The 22131-nt window shown below is 57.7% G+C and carries 20 protein-coding genes; 12 read left to right on the top strand and 8 right to left on the bottom strand.

Annotated features, from left to right (window positions below):
• Positions 1 to 36 precede the first annotated feature (36 nt).
• From AQ996_RS04225 to AQ996_RS04205, 5 genes are all read right to left on the bottom strand, one after another.
• A complete protein-coding gene (locus AQ996_RS04225; protein ID WP_055251336.1) occupies positions 37 to 600 on the bottom strand; it encodes a DciA family protein in 564 nt (187 codons plus the stop codon).
• On the bottom strand, positions 587 to 1693 hold the full coding sequence (recF, locus tag AQ996_RS04220) for a DNA replication/repair protein RecF (protein ID WP_055251334.1): 1107 nt from the start codon (positions 1691 to 1693) through the stop codon (positions 587 to 589). The genes AQ996_RS04225 and recF overlap by 14 nt, the downstream gene beginning before the upstream one ends.
• Before the next feature lie 9 nt (positions 1694 to 1702).
• Positions 1703 to 2806, bottom strand: a complete 1104-nt coding sequence (gene dnaN, locus AQ996_RS04215) for a DNA polymerase III subunit beta (protein WP_055251332.1) — start codon at positions 2804 to 2806, stop codon at positions 1703 to 1705.
• Between the two features lie 238 nt (positions 2807 to 3044).
• Entirely contained in the window at positions 3045 to 4769 is a 1725-nt protein-coding gene (locus AQ996_RS04210) for a DnaA ATPase domain-containing protein (RefSeq protein ID WP_055251330.1), read from the bottom strand.
• A 15-nt stretch (positions 4770 to 4784) separates the two neighbouring features.
• Positions 4785 to 6137: an ATP-binding protein gene (locus AQ996_RS04205; protein ID WP_055251328.1), complete on the bottom strand. Its 1353-nt coding sequence runs from the start codon at positions 6135 to 6137 to the stop codon at positions 4785 to 4787.
• 345 nt (positions 6138 to 6482) lie between these two features.
• Here AQ996_RS04205 and rpmH point away from each other — a divergent pair, with 345 nt between their 5' ends.
• From rpmH to AQ996_RS04170, 9 genes are all read left to right on the top strand, one after another.
• Positions 6483 to 6617, top strand: a complete 135-nt coding sequence (rpmH, locus tag AQ996_RS04200; protein ID WP_019127408.1) for a 50S ribosomal protein L34 — start codon at positions 6483 to 6485, stop codon at positions 6615 to 6617.
• 20 nt (positions 6618 to 6637) lie between these two features.
• Positions 6638 to 6976 carry a ribonuclease P protein component gene (rnpA, locus tag AQ996_RS09645; RefSeq protein WP_082435526.1) on the top strand — a complete coding sequence of 113 codons (339 nt, stop codon included), beginning with the start codon at positions 6638 to 6640 and terminating at the stop codon, positions 6974 to 6976.
• Positions 6973 to 7197, top strand: a complete 225-nt coding sequence (gene yidD / locus AQ996_RS09640) for a membrane protein insertion efficiency factor YidD (protein WP_082435525.1) — start codon at positions 6973 to 6975, stop codon at positions 7195 to 7197. The genes rnpA and yidD overlap by 4 nt, the downstream gene beginning before the upstream one ends.
• 29 nt (positions 7198 to 7226) lie before the next feature.
• On the top strand, positions 7227 to 7997 hold the full coding sequence (locus AQ996_RS04195; protein WP_055251326.1) for a YidC/Oxa1 family membrane protein insertase: 771 nt from the start codon (positions 7227 to 7229) through the stop codon (positions 7995 to 7997).
• 44 nt (positions 7998 to 8041) lie between these two features.
• Positions 8042 to 8611, top strand: coding sequence for a Jag family protein (locus tag AQ996_RS04190; protein ID WP_022093802.1), 570 nt, complete (start codon positions 8042 to 8044; stop codon positions 8609 to 8611).
• A gap of 168 nt (positions 8612 to 8779) precedes the next feature.
• Entirely contained in the window at positions 8780 to 9445 is a 666-nt protein-coding gene (rsmG, locus tag AQ996_RS04185) for a 16S rRNA (guanine(527)-N(7))-methyltransferase RsmG (protein WP_253274601.1), read from the top strand.
• A 134-nt stretch (positions 9446 to 9579) separates the two neighbouring features.
• Complete coding sequence (locus AQ996_RS04180; RefSeq protein WP_055251322.1) at positions 9580 to 10380, top strand: ParA family protein; 801 nt, start codon at positions 9580 to 9582, stop codon at positions 10378 to 10380.
• Positions 10373 to 11278, top strand: coding sequence for a ParB/RepB/Spo0J family partition protein (locus AQ996_RS04175; RefSeq protein ID WP_172674610.1), 906 nt, complete (start codon positions 10373 to 10375; stop codon positions 11276 to 11278). Before AQ996_RS04180 ends, AQ996_RS04175 begins: the two co-directional genes overlap by 8 nt.
• Positions 11268 to 11522 carry a hypothetical protein gene (locus AQ996_RS04170; protein ID WP_055251321.1) on the top strand — a complete coding sequence of 85 codons (255 nt, stop codon included), beginning with the start codon at positions 11268 to 11270 and terminating at the stop codon, positions 11520 to 11522. Before AQ996_RS04175 ends, AQ996_RS04170 begins: the two co-directional genes overlap by 11 nt.
• 198 nt (positions 11523 to 11720) lie before the next feature.
• On the opposite strand, the gene rlmN is transcribed toward AQ996_RS04170, so the two are convergent.
• Positions 11721 to 12773: a dual-specificity RNA methyltransferase RlmN gene (gene rlmN, locus AQ996_RS04165; protein WP_055251319.1), complete on the bottom strand. Its 1053-nt coding sequence runs from the start codon at positions 12771 to 12773 to the stop codon at positions 11721 to 11723.
• Between the two features lie 85 nt (positions 12774 to 12858).
• On the opposite strand from rlmN, the gene AQ996_RS04160 reads away from it, so the two are divergent.
• Together AQ996_RS04160 and AQ996_RS04155 are read left to right on the top strand one after the other, a co-directional pair.
• Positions 12859 to 13824 carry a D-alanine--D-alanine ligase family protein gene (locus tag AQ996_RS04160; RefSeq protein WP_055251317.1) on the top strand — a complete coding sequence of 322 codons (966 nt, stop codon included), beginning with the start codon at positions 12859 to 12861 and terminating at the stop codon, positions 13822 to 13824.
• The gene (locus tag AQ996_RS04155; protein ID WP_055251315.1) at positions 13818 to 16712 is read left to right on the top strand and encodes a helicase C-terminal domain-containing protein; all 2895 of its coding nucleotides are present in this window, start codon (positions 13818 to 13820) and stop codon (positions 16710 to 16712) included. Before AQ996_RS04160 ends, AQ996_RS04155 begins: the two co-directional genes overlap by 7 nt.
• Here AQ996_RS04155 and AQ996_RS04150 read toward each other — a convergent pair.
• Positions 16709 to 17626: a helix-turn-helix transcriptional regulator gene (locus AQ996_RS04150; protein WP_055251313.1), complete on the bottom strand. Its 918-nt coding sequence runs from the start codon at positions 17624 to 17626 to the stop codon at positions 16709 to 16711. The genes AQ996_RS04155 and AQ996_RS04150 overlap by 4 nt on opposite strands.
• Positions 17613 to 18635, bottom strand: a complete 1023-nt coding sequence (locus tag AQ996_RS04145; protein WP_055251312.1) for a helix-turn-helix transcriptional regulator — start codon at positions 18633 to 18635, stop codon at positions 17613 to 17615. The genes AQ996_RS04150 and AQ996_RS04145 overlap by 14 nt, the downstream gene beginning before the upstream one ends.
• A 198-nt stretch (positions 18636 to 18833) precedes the next feature.
• Between AQ996_RS04145 and AQ996_RS04140 the strand changes: the two genes are divergently transcribed.
• Positions 18834 to 22031, top strand: coding sequence for a hypothetical protein (locus tag AQ996_RS04140; protein ID WP_055251310.1), 3198 nt, complete (start codon positions 18834 to 18836; stop codon positions 22029 to 22031).
• The last annotated feature ends 100 nt before the right edge of the window (positions 22032 to 22131 follow it).

Below are 22131 nucleotides of genomic sequence, written 5' to 3'. Positions count from 1 at the left end.
GAGGGTATTTGGCTCTACAAGGCCACCAGATGCGATTTAAGGCTCTTTTTTGCTTTGCACGCCCTTGGCCCACTCGGCACTGGCTCTCATGGCATTCTCGAGGGCCTCGCGCAGTTTTTGGTCTTCGATGGGCGCCACCCGGCGCTCGATCTCGGTGCACTCGGCCTCACTTAGGTCGGCGTGCGGGGCCGGCGGGCGCTCGGTCGTCGCCGGGCACAGGCGCTCCTTGGCGGCGGGCGGCGTGTGACCGGGCGCGGTGGTTTTGAACACCAGGCCGTCCACATGCGCACCGGCGCGCTCCATGCGCGCGCGGATGATCTCGCGCAACAACGTCATTTCCTGCGTCCACGAGGGCGAGTCGAGATACACCAGCAGCTCATTGGACTCGGGCAGGTAGCGCAGTCCCGTCACATGCCGCCCCTCGCGCGTGCCCGAGCACACCGCGTTCCATGCGCGATAGACCGTGCGCGACTCCTCGGCGGCCTCCATCTGCGCACGGCGCTTAGGCGTTGCAGCCGCCAGGATGCGCTGGCGCTCTGCGTTCAAAAACCCGCTGAAGGCGACTGTCTCGCTCTCGCGCTCGTAATTAGCACGTCTCACCCATGCTCACCACCTTGGCTCGATCAAGCAGGTCATCGGTAAAGTACCCCAGGTTGGTCGTAGTTATGACCGTCTGGATATCATCGCCAATCAGCCGCAGGAAAGCGCCGCGACGCTCGCCGTCGAGCTCGCTCATCACGTCGTCCAAAAGCAGCAGTGGGGCGGTGCCCAGGACATCGCGAGCCACGGCAACCTCGGCCACCTTCCAGGACAGCACCAGCGTGCGCTGCTGTCCTTGGCTGGCAAATGAACGGGCGGAGCGACCCGCCACGGTAAACTCAATCTCGTCGCGATGCGGTCCCACCAACGTCACGCCGCGGCGAATATCCTCGTCGGCATGCTCGTCAAGGGCGGCCAGCATGCGCTCGTACGCCCAACCCTTCAGCTCTTCGCGATCCTCGACCTGGGGCAAAGCCCCCAGCGTGGACGCATAGGTCACGTTGGCGGCCTCACCTGACGCTACTTGCCCGTAGGCAGTGTGCACATGGCCCGCCAGCCGGTCGAGCAGAGCCAACCGGTGCACGAGCAGGGCCGAGCCCGCGCGGGCAATCGAATCGTTCCACGCGCCGAGCATCTCGCGGCAGCACCAGGTCTCCTTGAGCAAGGCGTTACGCTGGGTCACGCAGCGCCCATAGGTGCTCGCAAGATCGGCATAGCGTGCGCTCAGTTGCATGCCAAAGTCATCGAGGGCGGCGCGGCGCACACTGGCGCCACGCTTAACCATGTCCAGATGGTCGGGGCAAAACAGCACGCTCGGAAGAACCCCGCGCACACCGGCGGCAGAGCATCTCTTGCCGTTGCGGCTAAACGAGCGCTTACCGTCCTCCGCGCTCAATCCCATATCAAGCACGCGGCCGTCGCCCTCGAGCCTCAGCTCGATCTTGCACGAGCCCACGCCGTCATGGACGAGCTCGGCTGCGGTCGGATGCCTAAACGAGGCGCCGCTCGTCAGCAGCTGCAGCGCCTCTATGAGATTGGTCTTTCCCGCCGCGTTGGGTCCCGCAAGTATCGTCACGCCCTCGTCCAGGGCAAGGTGATAGCTATCGAAGCTGCGGTAGTGCGCGACGGAAAGATCGCGGGCGAACATGGTCATGGCGCAGCGCTAGATGCGGACCGGCATGACCAGGTACAGGTAGTTGATCTTGTCGTAGGACTTAAAGATGCCCGCCTGCGAGTAGCTCTTGAGCTCCAGCGTGATCTCCTTCTCCTTGGACAGGGCATTGAGGCAGCCGAAGATGTAGTGGTAGTTGAAGGCGATGGTACCCGACTCGCCCTCGGCCTCGGCATCGATCGTCTCCTGCGCAAGGTCCTGGTCATTGGAAATGGAGGACAGGCCCATCTGCCCGTTCTCGACATCGATCTCGAACTTGACGGCGGGGTTGGCGCTCGCGATAACGGCCACGCGCTTGAGGGCGGCGTTAAAGGCGGCGACGTCGATCTTGACGCTCGTCACGCACGAATCGGGGATGAGCTGCTTGTAGTTGGGGTACACGCCCTCGATGCGACGCGACACGTAGGTGGTGTTGCCGGCCTCGAAGACGACCTGGGTGTCGGTAGCCCCGATCATGATGGTCGCTTGGCTGGCCATGATGTTCAGCGCGTCGTTAAAGGCGTCAGCCGGAACGTTGAGCTCAAAGGAGCCCTCGAGGGTCGAGGTCTCGACCTGCGTATCGCACACGGCCAAGCGGAAGGAATCGGTCGCTACCAGGCGTACGGTGTTGTTCTCGACCTTCATGTGCACGCCGCCCAGGATGGGGCGAGCCTTGTCGGTCGAGGTGACGCGCCACACGCGGCCGACCATTTCGGACAAGACATCGGTCGGCAGCTCCACGGCACTCTCGATGGCATAGGCCGGAAACTCGGGGAAGTCATTGGCATCGAGCGTGTTCAGCCTAAAAGAGCTCTTCTCGCAACCAATCAGCACCTGGCGCTCGGACAGCTCAAAGGTGACCGGGGCATCGGGGAGGGTCTTGGTGATATTGGAGAGCATCTTACAGGGGATAACCATCTCGCCCTCTTCTTCGACATGCGCCGCGATGCGATGACGGATCGAGATGGTGTAGTTAGAGGTCTGGAATTCCAAGATGCCGTCTTGGGCCTTAACGAGCACGCCCGACAGGATGGGGAGGGTGGATGCCGAAGCGACACCCTTCATAACGACGCCGATGGCTTGTGTAAGCGAGCTCTGGCTGACGGTGAACTTCATCTTTTAATACCTTTCTATAGATATAAATATCTTAATAATAGTAATAGCACTGACGAAACTGTTGATTACTCCCAAAGACGCAGGCCAGACCCAGAAAGAGAATCGACAGCAACCTGTGTGCAACAGGGGTGGTTTTCCACGTTCAAAACCTGCGCAAAACTTTTCATCACCGCGTGTTGGGTTTTAGACACCTTATGCCCGTGGTTTCGACAAGTTTTCAACAGGTGTCTCTATTTCCCTACGAGCGCAGTGTAATTTTATCGCGCAGCGACTTGAGGTCTTCGGTGACGGTGCGGTCTTCCTGGATCATCTTCTGGACCTTTTTGTAGCTCGTGCTGACGGTCGAGTGGTTGCGGTTGCCAAATTCGGCGCCCACCGCCGTGGTCGTCATCTCGCACATCTCGATGGCCAGATAGATGGCAATATGGCGTGCTTTGGCGATATTGGCGTTGCGACGCGGGCCGATGAGCTCCTCGTGCGTCACGCCGTACTGCTCTTCGATGACGGACTGAACCGTCTGGACGTTGATCTTTTTGGCCGATGTGTCGAAGTACTGGCTGGCGATGGCGTCGATATCGTCAAAGGTGAGCTCCCCGCCCTCGCGCTCGCGGTCGCCCGCCTCGCCGGCGCAGCGCTCGCAGAAGCTCTCGAGTTCGCGGATGTTGGTGCCCGAGACCTCGGCCATGTGTTTAAAGTGCTCGTCGGTCAGGTGCCCGCCGTCGCCCCCATAGGCCGCCAGCAGCGAGTCGTCGCCTGCCTCGGGAGCGGCGACGATGGTGTTCTCGTAATAGCGCTGCAAGATCTTGTATTTCATCTCGTAGCTGGGCTCTGCGACCAGGCAGAGCATGCCGGCGTTGAAGCGGCTGGTCAGACGCTCGTCCATGCTCAGGTCCTTGGGGGCGCGGTCTGCCGCGATGACGACCTTCTTGTTGTTGCGGATGAACTCGTCCATGAGCTGGAAAAAGTAGTCCACGCTCGCGCGCTTGCCGATGATGTTTTGGATGTCATCGATGATGAGCACGTCCACGCCGTGGTATGCCTGCATGATAGGGGCGTTGCTCTTCTTTTGGCGGTCGAACTCGGTCATCAGGTCGTCCAGATATGCCTGGGAGTTGGCATACTTGACCTTGATCTCGGGCGACTTCTCGGCGAGCTCGTTTTTGATGGCAAGCAGCAGGTGCGTCTTGCCCAGGCCCGATTTGCCGTAGATGAACAGTGATGTGCACGTGCCGCGCTCGTCCGCGAGGGCGGCAAACTTGAGTGCCGAGCGATAGGCATGGCTGTTCTCGGGGCCGTAGACAAAGTTCTCAAAGGTAAATTTTGAGTTCGCGGCGAGCGGGGCTCCATCCGCATTCTGCTCGGCCGGTACGGTCGGTGCCGGCATGGGTGAAGCGGGGGTCGCAGCTTGCGTGGACTTAGTCGGCGCTCCGCCCTTCATCTGGTTCATCATGCGACGAAAATCATCGGCCGAGAGCGTGTTCTTGATTGCAATGCCCGAATCCGCGCCCGCCGCTGCGTCGTGAGCGATAGGCATGTGCGTGACGGGTGCGTTCGTTGACGTCGCCGCCGCGGTCGGCAACGGTGCCATGGTTTCACGGGAAACATCGCCGTGCTGGTGCTCGATTGTCGGCACGTCGCCTGCGGAGGCCGGCACCGCCGGGGAAGCAGCGGGAGCCGTGGCGGGCGCCGTCGCGGCAGCAGATTCGGCCGTTGCGCCTTGCGGTGCCACGATGTCGAGCGCAATCTGTGCAAAGGCGATTTCTTCCAGATAGGCCTCAATAGTCGGCTGATGCTTTTTGAGCTGCGCGATGGCAAAGCGCGAGGGGGCCTCGATCGTGAGCGTATCTTCGGTCAGGCTTATGGCGCGCGATTGCCCCAGCATGTTGATGAGGCGTGCATCTTGGCCGTCGCGCTGGCAAAAGGCGATGGCATCCCCCAGGATGATGCTTGCTTCCTCGTCCACTGTCTCTCCCGTTCCTTAGCTCTGAGCTCGCACGCGAGCGGCGCCGAGTTCGGTCAGATGGTATTTCTGGCCATGCTTGATGACCAAGCCGGCCTGCGCCAAGTCATTGAGCGTGCGTGACCAAGTGGGGGCCGAGTTTCCAAACGCCCTCGCCAGATCGGTTGCACCGCACGCTTGATTTTGCGCCAGATAGCTCAGCGCGGCGTTGCCGCGATCGCTTACGAACACGTCCGGCTGTGGCTGCGCATACTGATTTGCTGCATTAGGATACATCATTTGAGCTGCTGATTGTTGAGAACTCTGCATCGGCGGCATTCGCTGTTGAAAACTTTGAGGCCACTGTTGATAAGGCTGCGGAGTCATCTGCTGAGCCCAGGGGTTGTACTGCTGCTGCGGCATCTGCTGGTACGGCTGCTGATATCCCTGCTGGTACTGCTGTGGGAACTGCTGGCCATACCCCAGTGGCGGCATCTGCTGATATGGATATCCCTGTTGGTACGGCTGATATCCCATTTGCTGGCCACCCGGTGCCCCCGTCGCCTGCTGCATTGCTGCTGCATCCTGATCCGCCAGCGGCATGGCCTCTGGCACGTTTGGCGGCATCGACATCGACGCCGCCTGGGACTCTTGTGTAGGAAGCATTCCGGGCTGCTGCATCTGTCCCACGCGGGGCTGCATCTGTTGCGTTGCCATGGGCTGCTGCGCAAAAGCTCCCGGCAGGGGATATGCGGGCTGCTCCGTCTCGGGCCGCACGGCAGCACCGCGCCCGCCGGCGCGTTCGATTTCCTGCACGCGTTTAGGGTCCAGGCTTACCGTAACCACGGTGCCGTTGCCCATGTTGTCCTCGATGGACACGGCCCCGCCGGCGTTTTCCAAATACTCCTGCACCATGGGAAACCCGGCTCCGGTTCCACGGATATAGCGCTTCATCTTGCTGTTTGCGCTGGTAACGCCAAAGTCGAAAGCACGCTCCTTGTCGTCGATGCCGGGTCCTTGATCAGCAAAGCGGATGGTGTCTCCGCCGTCCAGAATCGAGATGATGGGCTCGGCAAAGTGCGCGTGGATAAAGTTTTCGACAATCTCGCGGATGACCATGAGCGAGATATGGCCACCTTGTTCTTTCATGCACTGGTAGACGGTGTTGGTCGTCTCTTCCAAATACGTGCGGACATCTTGCGGATCAATGACGATCACACGCGGTGTCGACAGCATATCGTCATAGACGGCGATGCGCGCGGCGTACATGGCTTTTGGCGCCTGCGTGGTCGTCTGCTCGCCTTCCTCACGCTCTTCGCGCACGCCGGTGATGTGCTCGTTGTCGGGTGCCGGGTCTCCGGAATCGACCATGGTGTAAAAGTCGTCAGACATGCCGCTCGCAATCTTTCAAAAGGTTTCGAACAAATAGTAGCTCACCGTGCAATGTTTCTCATCTTTCGACAACTTTTCAAAACCTGTTGAAAACTTTGGAAAACGGACGAAAAGTTCTCAACATTGCCAACATGACCTGTTGAAAACTCGATGAAATATCGTGAAAAGTTGCCATGCACCGCTAAATCGAGCTCGGCTTATGGGGGAACCGTGTGAACTGCGTAACCTTTTACCTTTGATTTCTTGACATTTGAACATTGATTTCCCTACAATCTTCAAGCTCACGTGTCTATATCTGCGTCCGCGCCCCCGCGGACACTCGAAATGCAGCAGGAGGAACTTAAGATGAAGCGTACGTATCAGCCTAATAAGCGTAAGCGTGCCAAGACCCATGGCTTCCGTGCCCGTATGGCCACTAAGGGTGGTCGTGCCGTGCTCGCCCGTCGTCGCGCCAAGGGCCGCAAGCGTCTCACTGTCTAGCAGCGATACACACATCTCGCATGAAGACTATTAAGTCTCGGCAAGATTTCGAGCATGTGTTCAGTCAGGGGCGTCGTTTCAATCACCCTCTGATTCGAATGACCATATGTGAATCGGTTGGCGAAGGCGACTCCGGAAGGGTCGCCTTCGTTGGTGCTAAACGGCTCGGTTGTGCTGTCGTGCGCAACCGTTCTAAGCGTGTGATGCGCGAGGCCGCCCGCAGCTGTGGATTTCCCGTTGCGGGTTATGACATCATCTTGTTCGCAACTCCCAAGACGAGGGTTTCTTCGCCTCAGGAGATGGACAATGCATTGCGTTCGCTTATGAAACGCGCCGGCGTTGCCGGGGAGGAGCGATGAGCAATCACGTTTTGCGACGTGTTGCCATCGCTCCTATTCGCATATATCAACAGGTTATTTCGCCCTTATTGCCTGACGCCTGCATTTATTATCCAACGTGCTCGCAATACGCCGTCCAGGCGATTGAGGAGTACGGTGTTTTGAGAGGCTGCTGGCTTGCCGTGAGGCGCATCGCTCGCTGCAATCCCCTGCACGTCGGCGGTTATGACCCTGTGCCCTAGCGGGCACTCGCTATCGGAGGAAAACTTACATGTGGGATTGGATCGTTAACATCCTTTTCGAGCTGCTCAAGCTCATCCAGACCTTTGCGGTCGACTGGGGCCTGTCCATCATCATCCTGGTGGTCATCATCCGTCTGCTGCTGACGCCGCTTATGCTCAAGTCGACTAAGTCGACGGCACGCATGCAGGTGCTGCAGCCCAAGATGCTCGAGATCCAGGAGCGCTATGCCGACGACCCCCAGCGTCAGGCCGAGGAAATGCAGAAGTTCTACAGCGAGAACAAGTTCAACCCGATGGCTGGTTGTCTGCCGCTGTTGATTCAGATGCCTGTCCTGTTCGCCCTATTTACGCTGCTGCGTAACCTGCCGGACTACTTTAACGACGGCACGTTCTCGTTCTTTAATATTCTGCCCGACCTGACCACCACGCCGAGTGCCTCCTTTGCCGATGGCTTTATGGTCGCGCTGCCTGCGCTGGTCTGCCTGATCCTGTTCGCTGTCCTGACCCTGATTCCGCAGCTCTATATGTCGCGCAACCAGACCGGCCAGCAGGCTCAGAGCATGCGTATGATGGCCGTTGTCATGACGGTCATGATGCTTTGGATGGGCTGGAGCCTTCCCGTTGGTGTTCTGCTGTACTACGACGTCTCGTCTGCTTGGCAGGTTATCCAGCAGATTTTTGTGACGCAGAAGGTCATCGACAAGGCGAAGGCCGATGAGGAGGAGCGCCTTAAGAACGCGCCGCTGCAGGTTGAGGTCACTCGTCGCGAGAAGAAGCCGCGCCCGCACAAGAAGAAGTAGCGGGATATCAATCTTATTTAGGTACCTAACTTTTGGAGTACGTTATGTCTGAAGAGATCATCGAGGATATGCTTGAGGAGGTTGCCCCGCAGGTCGCGGGCGATTATCCCGAGATTGCACAGCGCTACAAGGCCGGTGAAGAGCTGACCGACGAGGAGCTCGACACCATTGCCGATGTCGCGATTTCCATCCTGCGTTCCATCCTTTCGCACTTCGATGCTGCCAACTCTCCTATCGATGAGTATGAGGGCGACGAGGGTGAGCTGATTTTGGATGTAACGGCTCCCGACCTTGCTGTTCTCATTGGCCGTCATGGTCGCACCCTTGATGCCCTTCAGGTTATGTTCTCATTGCTGGTGAGCCGCAAGCTTGGCTTTAGGTATCCTGTTGTAGTGGACGTCGAGGGATACAAGAGCCGCCGTCAGGACAAGGTTGCCTCCATGGCTCAGTCTGCTGCCGAGCGTGCCATCCGCACTCATAAGAGTGTTTCGCTTCCGCCCATGAATGCCTACGAGCGCCGACTGGTTCACATTGCACTTCGTGGCAATGATGCCGTCGATACTCATTCTGAGGGTTCTGACCCTGATCGCCATGTGGTGATTGTTGCTCGATAATCTGTTCGAGCTTATGCTAAGGGGACGTGGTTTCCACGTCCCCTTTTTTTGTCAAAAGTTCTCGATACACTGATTTTTGTCAGAAAGGAGTTTCCGTTGATAGTACTTACTGATCAGCAGGCTGACAAGATGTTGAGTCGTCTAACTTCTTATTGCAAAGAGTATTCCTTGAGCGTAACTGATGTTGAGCTGAGGAAATGTATTCAGCATTTGGATTTGGTTCTGGAATCAAATAAGACAACCAATCTCACAAGTATTCTTAACGTAGAAGATGCTGCAGTGCTTCATATCCTCGACTCACTTGTGTTGCTCCCTTATATCAATAAGGCTCCTGAGGGAGCTTTGCTCGATATGGGAACAGGTGCGGGCTTCCCAGGTATTCCTTTAACCATAACCACGCATCGTAAAGCTACTTATATTGACTCTGTTGGCAAGAAGGTTGATGCTGTCAATTCTTTTGTTCATGCTCTTGGATTGAAACATGCTCATGCGGTCCATGATCGTCTTGAAGAATATGCTCGAAGCCATAAGAAGCAGTTCTCTGTCGTAACTGCCCGCGCACTGGCTCCTCTACCGATTCTTGTTGAGTATGCAGCTCCGTTCCTCAAGGATGGAGGGCTATTTGTTATCACCAAGGGCAATCCTTCGGATGAGGAGCTTGCTTCCGGCATGTCAGCAGCTAAGATTTGTGGCTTCACTTTGCTTCTGAATGACGCAATCGATTTGCCTGAGGGCTTGGGACACAGGGAGTTTATTGTTTTTAAGAAGAGTCATCCAGCATCCGTTTCATTGCCTCGTGCAAATGGCATGGCAAAGAAGAATCCGCTTGCCTAGATGTTTCACGTGAAACATAATGGATACTAACAACTTGCAGTGTTTCACGTGAAACATGGCGGTTGATATCGAATCGGAATGTTTCACGTGAAACATCCTCCGTTTGACAGCTTTAATACACATCAGGAGGGACCGTGGGATTTCGCGACGTTAAGCGTTCTAAGAACGCAAAAGACACGCGTATCATTGCAATCATTAATCAAAAAGGCGGCGTCGGTAAGTCAACGACGGCTGTAAACCTTGCAGCAGCACTGGGTGAGCAGGGTCGTAAGACACTGATTGTCGATTTTGATCCGCAGGGAAACAGTACAAGTGGATTTGGAATTGAAAAAGAAGACCTTGATCACTGCATCTATGATGCATTGTTGAATGATGTGCCGGCAGAATCGCTTGTTCTTGATACAAATTGCAAAAAGGTATTCGTAATTCCAGCTACGATTCAGCTTGCAGGTGCCGAAATTGAGCTCGTAAGTGCAATTGCTCGCGAAACCCGCCTCAAAGATTTGCTTGAGCCGATTCAGGACGAGTTCGATTTTATTTTCATTGACTGTCCTCCTTCGCTCGGCCTGCTTACTATCAATGCCTTGACCGCAGCAGATAGCGTTTTGATTCCAATTCAGTGTGAGTATTACGCACTCGAGGGCGTTACGAAGCTGCTTGAGTCAATGAAGATGGTCAAATCACGTCTGAACAAGGGCTTAGACACCTATGGCGTGCTTATGACCATGTATGACTCACGTACTTCTTTGTCGAATCAGGTTGTTGAGGAAGTTCAATCGTACTTCGGTGATAAGGCGTTTAAGACGCTGATTCCCCGTACGGTTAAAATCTCTGAAGCTCCGTCTTTTGGAGAACCGGTAATTACCTATGCACCTCAAAATAAGGGTGCAAAAGCGTATATGAACCTTGCAAAAGAGGTGATCAAGCGTGCCTAGTGCAAAGAAACGTGGTGGATTGGGACGCGGACTCAATGCTTTGGTCTCAGAGGCTGAGTATGAGACCGGTGGTTCTGCTGCATCTGCTTCAAATGCCGCATCTGAAACAAAACTACCTATTGAGGATATCGTTCCCAACCCTAATCAACCGCGAATTCACTTTAATGAAACTGAACTTCGCGAGTTGAGCGAGTCAATCCAAGAACATGGCGTTTTGCAGCCGCTCTTGGTTCGCAAGCATGGAAACGGCTATGAGATCATCGCTGGTGAGCGTCGTTACCAGGCGTCAAAGCTTGCTGGTCTTGAGGAACTGCCTGTCATCATTAAAGATGTTAATGATGAAGAGATGCTGGCTCTTGCTCTTATCGAAAATCTTCAGCGTTCTGATCTGAATCCCGTCGAAGAGGCTAAGGGCTATCGCCAGCTCATCGATGCTAGCGGTATGACCCAGGAGGCGTTGTCGAAGGCCGTAAGCAAGTCACGCTCTGCAATTACAAACTCGCTGCGCCTTCTCGATCTCCCCGAAGTAGTTCAGCAGATGATTTTTGAGGGTAAACTTACTGCTGGTCACGCACGTGCGATTCTTGCAGTTCCCTATGAGGATGCTCGAATTCGACTTGCAGAGAAGGTTGTTGCGGAGGGCCTTTCCGTAAGAGCGACAGAAAATCTTGCTCCATTGTTTTCTGCCGGAGAGACGCCTAAGACGCCGAGGCCTGCAACGCCTCAGTCTTTTAAAAAGGCTGCGCGTGTACTTCGTCAGGTATTTAATACCAACGTGCGCGTGAAGAGCTCGCGTGGAAAGAATAAGATTGAGATTGAGTTTAAAGACGAGGAAGAGCTCTCTCGTATTCTTGGTGAAATGATTCAGTTTGATCAAGGAGGCCACGATGAGGAATAAGATTATTACTGCGATTGCGTTGGCGACGACTGTCGCGGCTGGTGCCTTTGCTGGCTTTAAGATCGCGACAGACGATGAACTTCGAGGTCGTTTGCTTCGTAGTGCGCATGATATCGTTGATACATCCAAGAAGAAAATGGATGTTATGACAGAAGATGTTGCCATGCGCACTGCTCAGGTAACGAAAAATCCTAAGATTAATCAAGGTTGGGTTAGCAACCAATGGGAAAATGTAGGCTATTAGGTACCTAACAATTACCCTGCATATTTTGAGCGGCCCTTGCCTGATTCATGAGACAAGGGCCGCTTATTTTGTCCGTAAAAAATGGGAAAGCTAGCAACGGTCCAAAATTGAGGTCAATAAATGAAATGGCCCCGGTTGCATATCCTGCAACCGGGGCCATTCGATGTTTCACATGAAACGTTTTGGAGTGCGACTCCCCTATGCGTTCTTCTGAACTTTGAAGCGCTGTTTCAGCTGTCCGCAAGCGGCGTCAATATCGTTACCACGGGAGTTACGAATCGTGGTCTCGATGCCACGGGACTCAAGACGACGCTGAAGATCCTCAACCTTATGAATCGGCGACGGCTTGAGTGGGCTGCCCTCGATGTCGTTAAGTTGAATCAGGTTAACGTGGCACAGCGTTCCCTCGCAGAAGTCGCAGAGCGCCTGCATCTCGGGATTCGTATCGTTGACGCCTTCGATCATGGCATACTCATAGGTCGGGCGGCGGCCAGTCTTCTCGGTGTAGAGCTGAAGCGCTTCGTGAAGGCGAAGCAGCGTGTACTTCTTAACACCGGGCATGAGCTTATTGCGCGTCGACTGGATGGCGGAATGCAGGGAAACGGCAAGAGTGAACTGCTCGGGGATATCGGCAAATTTGCGAATACCGGGAATAACGCCGCTGGTAGAGACGGTGAGGTGACGAGCGCCGATACCGATGCCATCGGGGTCGTTGAGGATTCGCAGCGCCTTGAGAACCTCGTCGTAGTTGGCAAACGGCTCGCCCTGGCCCATGAAGACAACGCTTGTGGCACGCTCGCCAAAGTCGTTGGATACATGAAGCACCTGGTCGACGATCTCTTGAGCGGTCAGAGAGCGCTTGAGGCCGTTGAGACCGGTAGCGCAAAAGGCGCAGCCCATGCCGCAGCCTGCCTGGGTGGAAACGCAGACGGAAAGCTTGTTACGACGGGGCATGCCGACAGTCTCGACGGAAATGCCATCGTGGTATTCGAGCAGATACTTGCGCGAGCCATCTTTGGAAACCTGCTTGGTGAGTTCAGTCGGCGTATCAAAGGCAAAAGCCTCTTTAAGCTGCTCACGGAAAGCCTTGGGAAGGTTGGTCATATCGTCAAACGAACAAACGTTCTTCTCAAAGACCCATTCGATAAGCTGCTTCGCGCGGAAGGCGGGCTGGCCAAGTTCGGCCACGAGCTCGCGAATATCGTTTTGGCTCAAGTCGCGAATGTCCTGAGATTTAGTCCTGGGATTCATGGAAGCCTTTCGATTTTGGGGAAACGTAGAGGGTATCGCTACAATATGGTATCAGCTGCAGAAATTATAGAGGAGGAGTCTGCCCATGCCGGGTAAAAGCCTAGAGAACATGCACGTAGCAGTCTTGGCGGGCGGTCATTCCGCCGAGCGCGAGATCTCGCTCGATTCGGGAAAGAACGTTGTGGTGGCACTGAAGGAAGCCGGCTACACCTCGGTGGAGCTGCTTGACACGGCCGCCGATGACTTTATGGTAACCATGGCGACCGGCGGATTCGATGTGGCATTTATCGCCATGCACGGCGCCGGCGGTGAGGATGGCGCCATGCAGGGTGCCATGGAGACCCTGGGTATCCCCTACACGGCCTCGGGCGTACTTGCCAGCGCCTGCGGTGCCGACAAGGAGGTCTCTAAGCTCCTATACGCCAAGGCGGGCATTCCCATTGCCCCCGGCCTTGCGCTCGAGGTGGGCGATGAAGTCGATATCGATCATATCGTCGAGGTTTGTGGCGAGCGCTGCTTTGTGAAACCGGCCGTCAACGGTTCCAGCTATGGCATTTCCCTGGTCCATGAGCCCTCCGAGCTGCCCGCGGCAATCGCCAAGGCGTTTGAGTACGGCGACAAAGTGCTGGTCGAGAAGTGCATCGAGGGTACCGAGATCACCGTCGGCGTATACGGCGAAGATGAAGTGCGCGCCCTGCCGATTGTCGAGATTCGTAAGCCCGAGGACTGCGAGTTCTACGATCTGGACGTGAAGTATATCGACCCTACGGACATCCATCGCATTCCGGCGCAGATTTCACCCGAGAATTACGCTCGCGCTCAGGAACTTGCCTGTGCCGCTCACAAGGCCCTCGGTTGCCTGGGTATCTCGCGCAGCGACTTTATTGTGAGTGAGGACGGCCCCGTTATCCTCGAGACCAATACCATTCCCGGCATGACCGATACGTCGCTGTATCCGGATGAGATCCGTCACACCGACGACATGACGTTCCCGCAGGTCTGTGACAGCCTGATCCGTATGGGCCTTCGTCGAGCGGGCATTGCATGCTAATCGAGGACGCGGTTTCGTCAGGAACGCCGCAGTTTGTCATCGACTCCTATGCCACGCTTGCCGAACGCGCCAAAACGCAGTCCTTCGGTCTTATCGAGGAAGATGTGATCGTTCTCGATACCGAGACCACGGGTCTTTCGGTGCAGGACAATGAACTGATCGAGATCTCGGCGGCCCGTCTTTCGGGCCGCGAGATCGTCGACCGCTTCGATACCTTCGTGCATCCCAAGCAGCTGATTCCCGCCGAGATCACCGAGCTCACGAGCATTACAAATGCCGATGTGGCAGATGCCCCGTCGGCCGTTGAGGCCGTCGCCGCTCTCGCCGATTTTGTCGGTGGCTGCCCGGTGATCGCACACAACGCCACGTTCGACCGCTCGTTTATCGAGTCGGTCAAAGGCGGCGTCAACGTGAGCGATATTTGGATCGATTCGCTGGCGCTGTCGCGCATCGCGCTTCCGCGCCTGGCCTCGCACAAGCTGTCTTTTATGGCCGATCTGTTTGGCTGCGACTCGGTATCACACCGTGCCAATGCCGACGTCGACGCCCTGTGTGGCGTATGGCGCGTGTTGCTCGTGGCGCTCACCGACTTGCCCCAGGGCCTCATGGCGCGCCTAGCCGACATGCATCCGGACGTGCCTTGGTCCTATCGTCCTATCTTCTCGTTCTTGGCAGGGCAGAACCCTGGTTCTATCTTCTCTCTCAGCGCCGCTCGTGCTGACGTTCTCAAGGCCGATCGCGCCGACGATCGGGTGGACGCCGATGAACTGCCGGTACTCAAGATGCCGAGTCGTGAGGAGATTGAGGCAGACTATGCGCCAGGTGGTCTGGTCAATCGCATGTATCCCACCTACGAGCCGCGTGATGAGCAGATCGCGATGGCGCTCGAGGTCCGCGATGCGCTGGTCACGGGCACTCATCGAGTAATTGAGGCAGGCACAGGCGTCGGCAAATCGATGGCCTATCTGGTGCCTTTTGCCGAGGCAGCACGCCGTAATAACATCACGGTTGGTATTGCGACCAAATCGAACAATCTTGCCGACCAGCTCATGTACCATGAGCTGCCAAAACTTGCCGAGCAACTGGACGGTGGTCTGTCATTTTGCGCTCTCAAGGGGTATGACCACTATCCGTGCCTGCGCAAGCTTGAGCGCATGAGCCGCGGCCAAGTCGAGATTACCACCAAGCGCGATCCGGCGGACACGCTCACGGCGGTCGCGGTCATTATGGCGTACGTCTGCCAATCAGCCGATGGCGACCTCGACTCGCTCGGCATTCGGTGGCGCAGCGTCAACCGCCCCGACTTTACGACGGCCTCGCGCGAGTGTGCTCGTCGCCTCTGCCCGTTTTTCCCTGATAAATGTTTGGTCCATGGCGCTCGCCGTCGTGCGGCGCATGCCGATGTGGTGGTCACCAACCATTCCCTGCTGTTCCGCAACGTCGCGGCAGAGGGCAGGATTTTGCCTCCGATTCGTCATTGGGTAATCGACGAGGCACATTCCATCGAGCGCGAGGCGCGCCGTCAGTGGGCGCGCGTGGTGTCGGCGGACGAATCACGCGTTCTGTTTGAGCGCCTGGGTGGCTCGAGCGCCGGCGCGCTAAGCCAGGTTTCCCGTGATTTGGCAACATCCGAGGGCTCTACGCTCTATCTGGGCCTTACTGCCAAGGCGACGTCGACGGTTGCGCGCGCGAGCATGGCAATCGCCGACGTGTTCGATGGCGTTCGCGAGCTCGGCCGCCGTGCGCGTGGGGGTTATGACAATGCCAATCTATGGATTGGCCCCGAGCTGCGCGAATCTGACGACTGGCATGATTTCTTACCGTCGGCCTACGCTGCCATCGACGCATTGGAACAAGCTGACAAGAGCGTCGACGCGCTGGTGCAAGCCGTCGCCGCCGACAAGCCCGAGGTTGTTGTCGACCTGGGTGATATCTCGCGCCGCCTGCACGAGCTGGCCGAGAACCTCAAACTCATCATTGATGGCACCGATGAACACTACGTGTATTCGTTGCAGGTCAATCGCAGGCTGCGTGCCGGCGGAGAGTCGATGACCGCAGAGCGCATCGACATTGGCGAGGCCTTGGCAACCGAGTGGCTGCCCGAGGTTCACACGGCTATCTTTGCCTCGGCGACCATGACGGTGTCCAAAAGCTTTGAGCACTTCAACCATGCTGTCGGCCTCGATCGCATCGGTGCTTCAACATCATCATCGCTGCACTTGGATTCGAGCTATGATTTCGATTCGAACATGGCTGTAGTCGTTGCGGGCGATATCCCCGATCCACGCGATCGTGAGAGCTATCTTGCGGCGCTCGAGCGCGTGTTGGTCGACGCCCATCTTGCCATGGGCGGATCGGTGCTCACGTTGTTCACCAATCGGCGCGACATGGAAGACCTGTACGCCCGCGTTGAGCCCAAGATGGCCCGTGCGGGTCTGGAGCTCAACTGCCAGCAGCGCAACTCATCTCCTCGTCGCCTGCGCGATCGGTTTATCAACGAGCCGACCTCGTCGCTTTTTGCGCTTAAGGCCTTCTGGGAGGGGTTTGACGCCAGCGGCGAGACGCTGCGCTGCGTCATCATTCCCAAGCTGCCGTTCTCGAGCCCCACGGACCCGCTCTCGTGCGAGCGCAACCTGCGCGAAGACCGCGCTTGGGCGCGCTATTCGCTGCCCGAGGCGGTACTCGAGGTCAAGCAGGCGGCCGGCCGCCTTATCCGCTCGTCGACCGATTGCGGCGTGCTGATTCTGGCCGACCCGCGCCTGGTGACGAAGGGCTACGGAAAGAAGTTCTTAACGTCGCTGCCCACGAGCTCCTACCAGCGCATCGAATCGGCGCAGATTGGTCACTATCTGCAACTGTGGCGCGCACGCCACGAGCGGCGGCGCTAAAGCGGACAGACGAGGGTTTTTGCCATATCGCACAGATGCTTTGACAGGGTGGGGTCATCCAAGATGCGGATGGCTCCGCCCGCTGCGATTATCTGGCTCAGTAGCCAACGCTCGGAGCCGTAATGCACGGTTACCGTTGCCATGTCTGCCCCGCTGCGCTCGATGAGGGTGATGCCGGCCCAGTCCAGATGCTCCGCCATGTCGAATGGCATCAAGAGCTTTGCGCTACGCTGCGTCCGGGCAAGGGAATCGTGGAGGGATGCAACGTCCGGTGCGTGAGGCACGACGGAATCTTCCGTCAAGGTGAGTCCCTCGATTTTATCCATGCGATAGGTGCGCTGTTCATCGACTGCGATGTCCCAGGCAATCAGGTATGTTTGGTCGCCGTTTGCCGTAATGCGCAAGGGGTCGACCAGACGCTCGCGTGGCCGTGCATCGTCCATCGAGCGATACGAGATGAGGCAGCGAACGCCGTCCTGAATGGCGCAGCTCAGCTGCTGCCAGTGCGACCCGTGGTTGACGGTGTCAAAGACGCGCTGGTTATAGCCGAGCTCTTCGGGTAGAAGAGCGTGTCGAATCCGAGCTGCCGTCTGCGGCTCGATTCCCAACGATTCAAGTTCGTGGTTGAGCACAGCGCCCTCGGCGGTACTCAAGCGCAGCGGTAGCACACGTCCGGCGTCACCGGTGAGGACCACACGTTCGCCGTGGCATTCGCAGATGATGCGCGCACCCGATTCTCGGTCCGCGAGCGTCGAGACGATCTCGAGAATCTCGTCGAGCGACACTCCCGTGATGTCAAAGCGACTGCAAATCTCAGTTCGTGTCATGCCGCTCTCGCCGGCGGCGTAGAGGGCCTCCATGATGTCGATGGCGCGCGAGAGCCTCTGCTCGCTGGTGAGTTTACGCACGGGCATGCTCGTGCACCGTCCTTTCAATGAGGTGGTTCCACGCCTGCTTGAGCGATTTGGGGGCCATGGGCCTCATGCCGTCCATGGCGTGGGCCATGCAAAATGAGGCGGCGGCTTCAAGATCGCGCACGTCAACGGTCCAAGTCCATCCCGAATCGGTGTGTGCGAGCTCACCTCGCCCGCGCGTGAGGCCGTTGATCATATCGATCTGCGTCTGCGGGGCGAACGAGAACGTAGCCGCAACGGGCGGGCGGTCGGCAAAATCGAATTCAAAGAACAGGTAGTCGCTGAGGTTGAAGTCCGCAGGGATAACGTAGGCCTTCGAAGGACGCCAAGCGCGAACGATACGGTCGCAGCGGAATGTCCTGATGTCGCCGGTGGCATTGTCGAGGCCGCAGAAGTACGCAACGCCCTCGCGCTCGAACATGCCGTGGACGCAGACGGTACGCTCTTTCTGCTCACCGCGTCCGTTCTGATATAAAAATCGCAGCGCGCATCGCTCGGCAAAGGCGCTCCATACCGCATCGACGGTGGGAGAGCGGCGGATCGGTGCTTCGTCTACCGCCGACATGCCGGTGAGGTAGGCAATCTTGGAACGAATATCGGCAAGCGGCGCGGCAAAAGTGGATGAGCCGGCCGCTAGCGTCTGGTCGATGGCGTTGAGCAGGATATCGGCGTCGTCTGCGGTGATGAGGCCGCCTGCAGCAAACGTGTGCTCGCGGTCGATTGTCCATGAGCTTTCCTCGGTCTCCTGCGCGCCGGCGGGGCGAACCTCCTTGATTAAGATGCCGCGTTCGAGCAGTTTGTCACGATCGCGCCGAAACTTGCGCTTATCCGAGTCGATATTGCCCGAGCCATATCCCAGGTCAGAATCCAAGACGATCTGCTCGGTCGTCAGCGGTTCGGGGGAGCTGTTGAGCACAAAGAAAAGATTGAGGATGCGCTGAGCCGTTTTATCGAAACCGGGCTCCGAATTCCCCTTTTTAATTGTTGCGGTCGCGTCGCTTGCCGTCATAGAGTCCTCGCATGAGAAGGTGGTTTGCTGCCATGATTTTAGTCCGATATGGAGATTAGGCTATATCCTTGTCCGCTCGGGGCGTTAAGATGGCCCGAATTCGGTCGTTTGCGCTCGCTCGGGGTATACTTTCGACTATATACGGTTCTAATGTGCATGCATTGGGCCTATTTGTCGGATTATGGATGTGGAGCGCACATGGCGAACACCCAGAACTATATTAACCACCTGCTGCAGAACACCGGCATTACGCCGGCATGCAGCGAAGAAGAGCGCTTGGCTGCCGAGGATATCGCTCAGATCTTCCGCAACCACGGCTTTGATCCCGAGGTTCAGGAGTTCAATGCCCCGGCGCCCAGTAGGTTGGCATTTGCCGTTACCGGTATTCTTGCGTTTGCCGGCGCCCTGCTGATGGGCATCGGCGGCGGTATCGGCTTGGTCGGCACCTTGCTGGCCATTATCGGCGCCGTTCTTTACGTGCTCGAGCGCACGGGCCACCCCGTGGTTTCGCGCCTGGGCAAGACGGGCGTGAGCCAAAATGTCATCGCCTACCACAAGGCCTCGGGCCCGCTCGCGTCTCCGCGCAACCGCCCGGTGGTCGTTGTCGCACACTACGACTCTCCCCGTGCTGAGCTGCTCGCCCGCGAGCCCTATGCTTCGTATCGTGCACTCATCGCCAAGCTGTTGCCCGTTGCCACGGTTGCCCCTGCTGCCGTTGCCATCCTGCGTATCCTGCCGCTCCCCGGCGCGCTCAAGGTTCTGCTGTGGATTGTCGCGATCCTCGCTTCCCTCGTTGCGCTCGCCAACGCGGCAAACATCATTTCTAACCGCTACATTCTTCCCTATACGTCCGGCGCGGTGTGCAACAAGTCTTCTGTCGCCGCTATGCTCGGCGTTATGGACAACGTTGCTCCCTTCCAGGGCGAAAACGAGTTTCCCGACGATGTTCCGTTCGATACCTATTTTGGGGAGCAGAAGCGTCGTGCCGAGGAGATGGCGCGCGCAGCAGCGGAGTATGCCGCGGCCCAACAGCAAAACGACTACGGCAACACCATCGAGTATGAAGAGCCTACCTACGCCGAGGATGAGTTCGGTCAGCCGATTGCTCCCGACGCTCAGGCCGAGCCCGAACAGGGTGAGGATTTCGACGAGCAGATCGAGGGCTTTGAGGGTGCGTCTGCCGACGAGACGCTGATTGGCGCCATTGTGCCCGAGGATCAGAATCGGGCTGTCCAGGCCGAAGAGTTCAATGACGAGGTTTCCGCTGCCGAGCCGGCGGAGGAGCCTGTCGCGGCCGAGCCCGAGCCCAAGCTCTATCGCAATGCCGCCGGCAACATCCGCTTTGGTTCGGATGCCATCCGTGCGCTCGGGATGCTTCCCGAGTCCTGCACGCTCGATTACGAGGAGGGCGAGGAGCCGACGTTTGAGCCCGAGCCTGCCCCCGTCGTGACTGCACCTGCGCCCGCCGTCACCGTGGATGATGAGTCTGCCGCGGTTACCGCTGCCGTTGCCGAGCCCGAGGCGGTGTCCGCGATCGATCCCGCGGCAGGACTGGACATTTTGGCCCCCGCCGCGCCGGCGCAAGACGTTGCGGACGAGCCTGACGACGATTACGTTGAACAGCCGAGGCGCGTGTCTTACGAGAGCGATACTGATTTTTCGGCCGAGATTCCCGCGGCAACGCCCCATGCCGATATTGCATCCGCGTTCTCTTCGATTGGCGCCAGCGCTTCCAACTTCTTTAAGGGTGCGCTTGCAAAGGGCAAGAAATTTGTCGACGATTTCGAGGAGAAGCGCGCTGTCGCACGCGAGGCTGCCGAGCAGGAGGCTATCGCTCAGCAGCAGGCAGCCGAGGCGGTTCGCGAGCGCGCGGCGCAAGAGTTCGAGCAGAACGAGGCTATGCAGTCCGTGCCCGTCGACGCTGCCGAAGCTACAACGTCCTTTGAGTCCCAGCAACCGGCGTCCACGGATGTTGTTGAGGCGACGACGTCTTTCGAGGCTCAGCAGCACGTCGATAGCACCATGTCGTTTGATGCCGCGCAGTTCGATTCCACGATAACGTTTGAAAAGCAAGGCACCGCGATTGCCGAGCCCCTTCCTGTTTCCGATGAGCAGGGCGACGCGGCAGACGATGACGAGCCCATTGATGCTGTCGAAATCCAAGATGTCGCCGAGGACGAGCCCGTCGAGGCCAACTCTGACGAAGAGCAATACGCGGCAGCCGAGCAAGATGATTCGACCGAGGTCGAGCAGGAGGAAGTGCCTGCGGTTTCCGAAGCTTCCGAGACAGATGAGTCGAGGCCTTACTCCACGCAGATTTTCACCATGCCGGCCCCGAGTGGTTCCGGTGCCACGGTTGCCGATGTTGCTCCCACCCAGGACGAAACGGTCGATTCCCTTATGGCCCAGATTTCCTCCCAGGCATCACCGCGTCCGCAGATGAATGTTCCCGATCCGGCGTCGGCTCCGTCGCCTGCGCCTTCCTCGTCTCCGCTGGCTTCGGTCCCCGATCCGTCGCTGCCGTCGATGAAGCAGGCAAACGTTGCGTCTCGCACGTCGCTGTTCGACCTTCCCGACCCCTCCGCACAGGTCAACGACCCCTTTGCTACCGCTCAGGGTCCCGAACCAACATCGGCACCCGTTGCGCCTCCTAGGCCCGTTGCGTCGGGCGCTCAGCCGATCGAGACCATTTCGGCTCCCGCCCCGGCGGCACCCAAGTCTCGCAAGCGCGGCCTGGGCGGCCTGTTCGGTCGTAAAAAGAAAAACGAACAGGACAGCATGAGTGATTGGCTGGGCGTCGAAGACGATTACGATGCCAAGAAGTCCGGTCGCGGCATCGGTTCGTGGGATAATTTCGAGGACGATAACGATGGCTGGAAGGGCGGCGCTACGTCTTCCGACGGCGCTTCTTCCGAAGATATGCTCTCGGCTGTCGCCTCTATGGGCGACGATGAGCTGCTCGGTCACGATATCTGGTTTGTGGCAACGGGCGCCTCGGATTGTGATGGCGCCGGTATGAAGGCCTTCTTGGCTTCGCATCGCGATAAGCTCCGCGGCGTCTTCTTCATCAATCTTGAATCCGTCGGCGCCGGTAGGCTTTCGGTGGTGACGGTTGAGGGCGAACAGCAGCTGCTCAAGGGCGATCGCCGCATCATGAACCTGGTCAGCAAGGTGTGCAAGTCGTTCCATGTCGATTGTGGCGCGCTCGAGATGCCCTATGCCAAGACCGATGCCTACGCCGCGCTCGAGGCGAGCCGCCGAGCCCTCACCATCGCCGGCGTGGACGGCACGCGTCTGGCTTGCGCTCGTACCGAGGACGACCTGCCCCACAATGTCAGCCCGACGAACATTGCCACGGTATCCGAGGTCGTGACCGAGGTTATCCGCCGTTCGTAGACGGAGCTCTAAGGAGTCAACGTGTTTTCGTATATTAAGCGCCATTGGCCTGTCTACGTGATTTTGACCTTGATTGCCATTGCGTTGGGGTTTGGAGCTG

Origin of the sequence: Collinsella aerofaciens, from assembly GCF_001404695.1 — a bacterium.
GTDB lineage: Bacteria > Actinomycetota > Coriobacteriia > Coriobacteriales > Coriobacteriaceae > Collinsella > Collinsella aerofaciens_E.
The sequence above is the reverse complement of the archived record's forward strand: the minus strand, read 5'-3'. Positions and strand labels throughout refer to the sequence as shown.

What these genes read in the sequence shown, in the direction of transcription:
- recF (WP_055251334.1), bottom strand. Translation starts at nt 1,693, where the DNA reads ATGACCATGTTCGCCCGCGATCTTTCCGTCGCGCACTACCGCAGCTTC.
- dnaN (WP_055251332.1), bottom strand. Translation starts at nt 2,806, where the DNA reads ATGAAGTTCACCGTCAGCCAGAGCTCGCTTACACAAGCCATCGGCGTC.
- AQ996_RS04205 (WP_055251328.1), bottom strand. Translation starts at nt 6,137, where the DNA reads ATGTCTGACGACTTTTACACCATGGTCGATTCCGGAGACCCGGCACCC.
- rpmH (WP_019127408.1), top strand. Translation starts at nt 6,483, where the DNA reads ATGAAGCGTACGTATCAGCCTAATAAGCGTAAGCGTGCCAAGACCCAT.
- rnpA (WP_082435526.1), top strand. Translation starts at nt 6,638, where the DNA reads ATGAAGACTATTAAGTCTCGGCAAGATTTCGAGCATGTGTTCAGTCAG.
- yidD (WP_082435525.1), top strand. Translation starts at nt 6,973, where the DNA reads ATGAGCAATCACGTTTTGCGACGTGTTGCCATCGCTCCTATTCGCATA.
- AQ996_RS04195 (WP_055251326.1), top strand. Translation starts at nt 7,227, where the DNA reads ATGTGGGATTGGATCGTTAACATCCTTTTCGAGCTGCTCAAGCTCATC.
- AQ996_RS04190 (WP_022093802.1), top strand. Translation starts at nt 8,042, where the DNA reads ATGTCTGAAGAGATCATCGAGGATATGCTTGAGGAGGTTGCCCCGCAG.
- AQ996_RS04170 (WP_055251321.1), top strand. Translation starts at nt 11,268, where the DNA reads ATGAGGAATAAGATTATTACTGCGATTGCGTTGGCGACGACTGTCGCG.
- rlmN (WP_055251319.1), bottom strand. Translation starts at nt 12,773, where the DNA reads ATGAATCCCAGGACTAAATCTCAGGACATTCGCGACTTGAGCCAAAAC.
- AQ996_RS04160 (WP_055251317.1), top strand. Translation starts at nt 12,859, where the DNA reads ATGCCGGGTAAAAGCCTAGAGAACATGCACGTAGCAGTCTTGGCGGGC.
- AQ996_RS04155 (WP_055251315.1), top strand. Translation starts at nt 13,818, where the DNA reads ATGCTAATCGAGGACGCGGTTTCGTCAGGAACGCCGCAGTTTGTCATC.
- AQ996_RS04150 (WP_055251313.1), bottom strand. Translation starts at nt 17,626, where the DNA reads ATGCCCGTGCGTAAACTCACCAGCGAGCAGAGGCTCTCGCGCGCCATC.
- AQ996_RS04145 (WP_055251312.1), bottom strand. Translation starts at nt 18,635, where the DNA reads ATGACGGCAAGCGACGCGACCGCAACAATTAAAAAGGGGAATTCGGAG.
- AQ996_RS04140 (WP_055251310.1), top strand. Translation starts at nt 18,834, where the DNA reads ATGGCGAACACCCAGAACTATATTAACCACCTGCTGCAGAACACCGGC.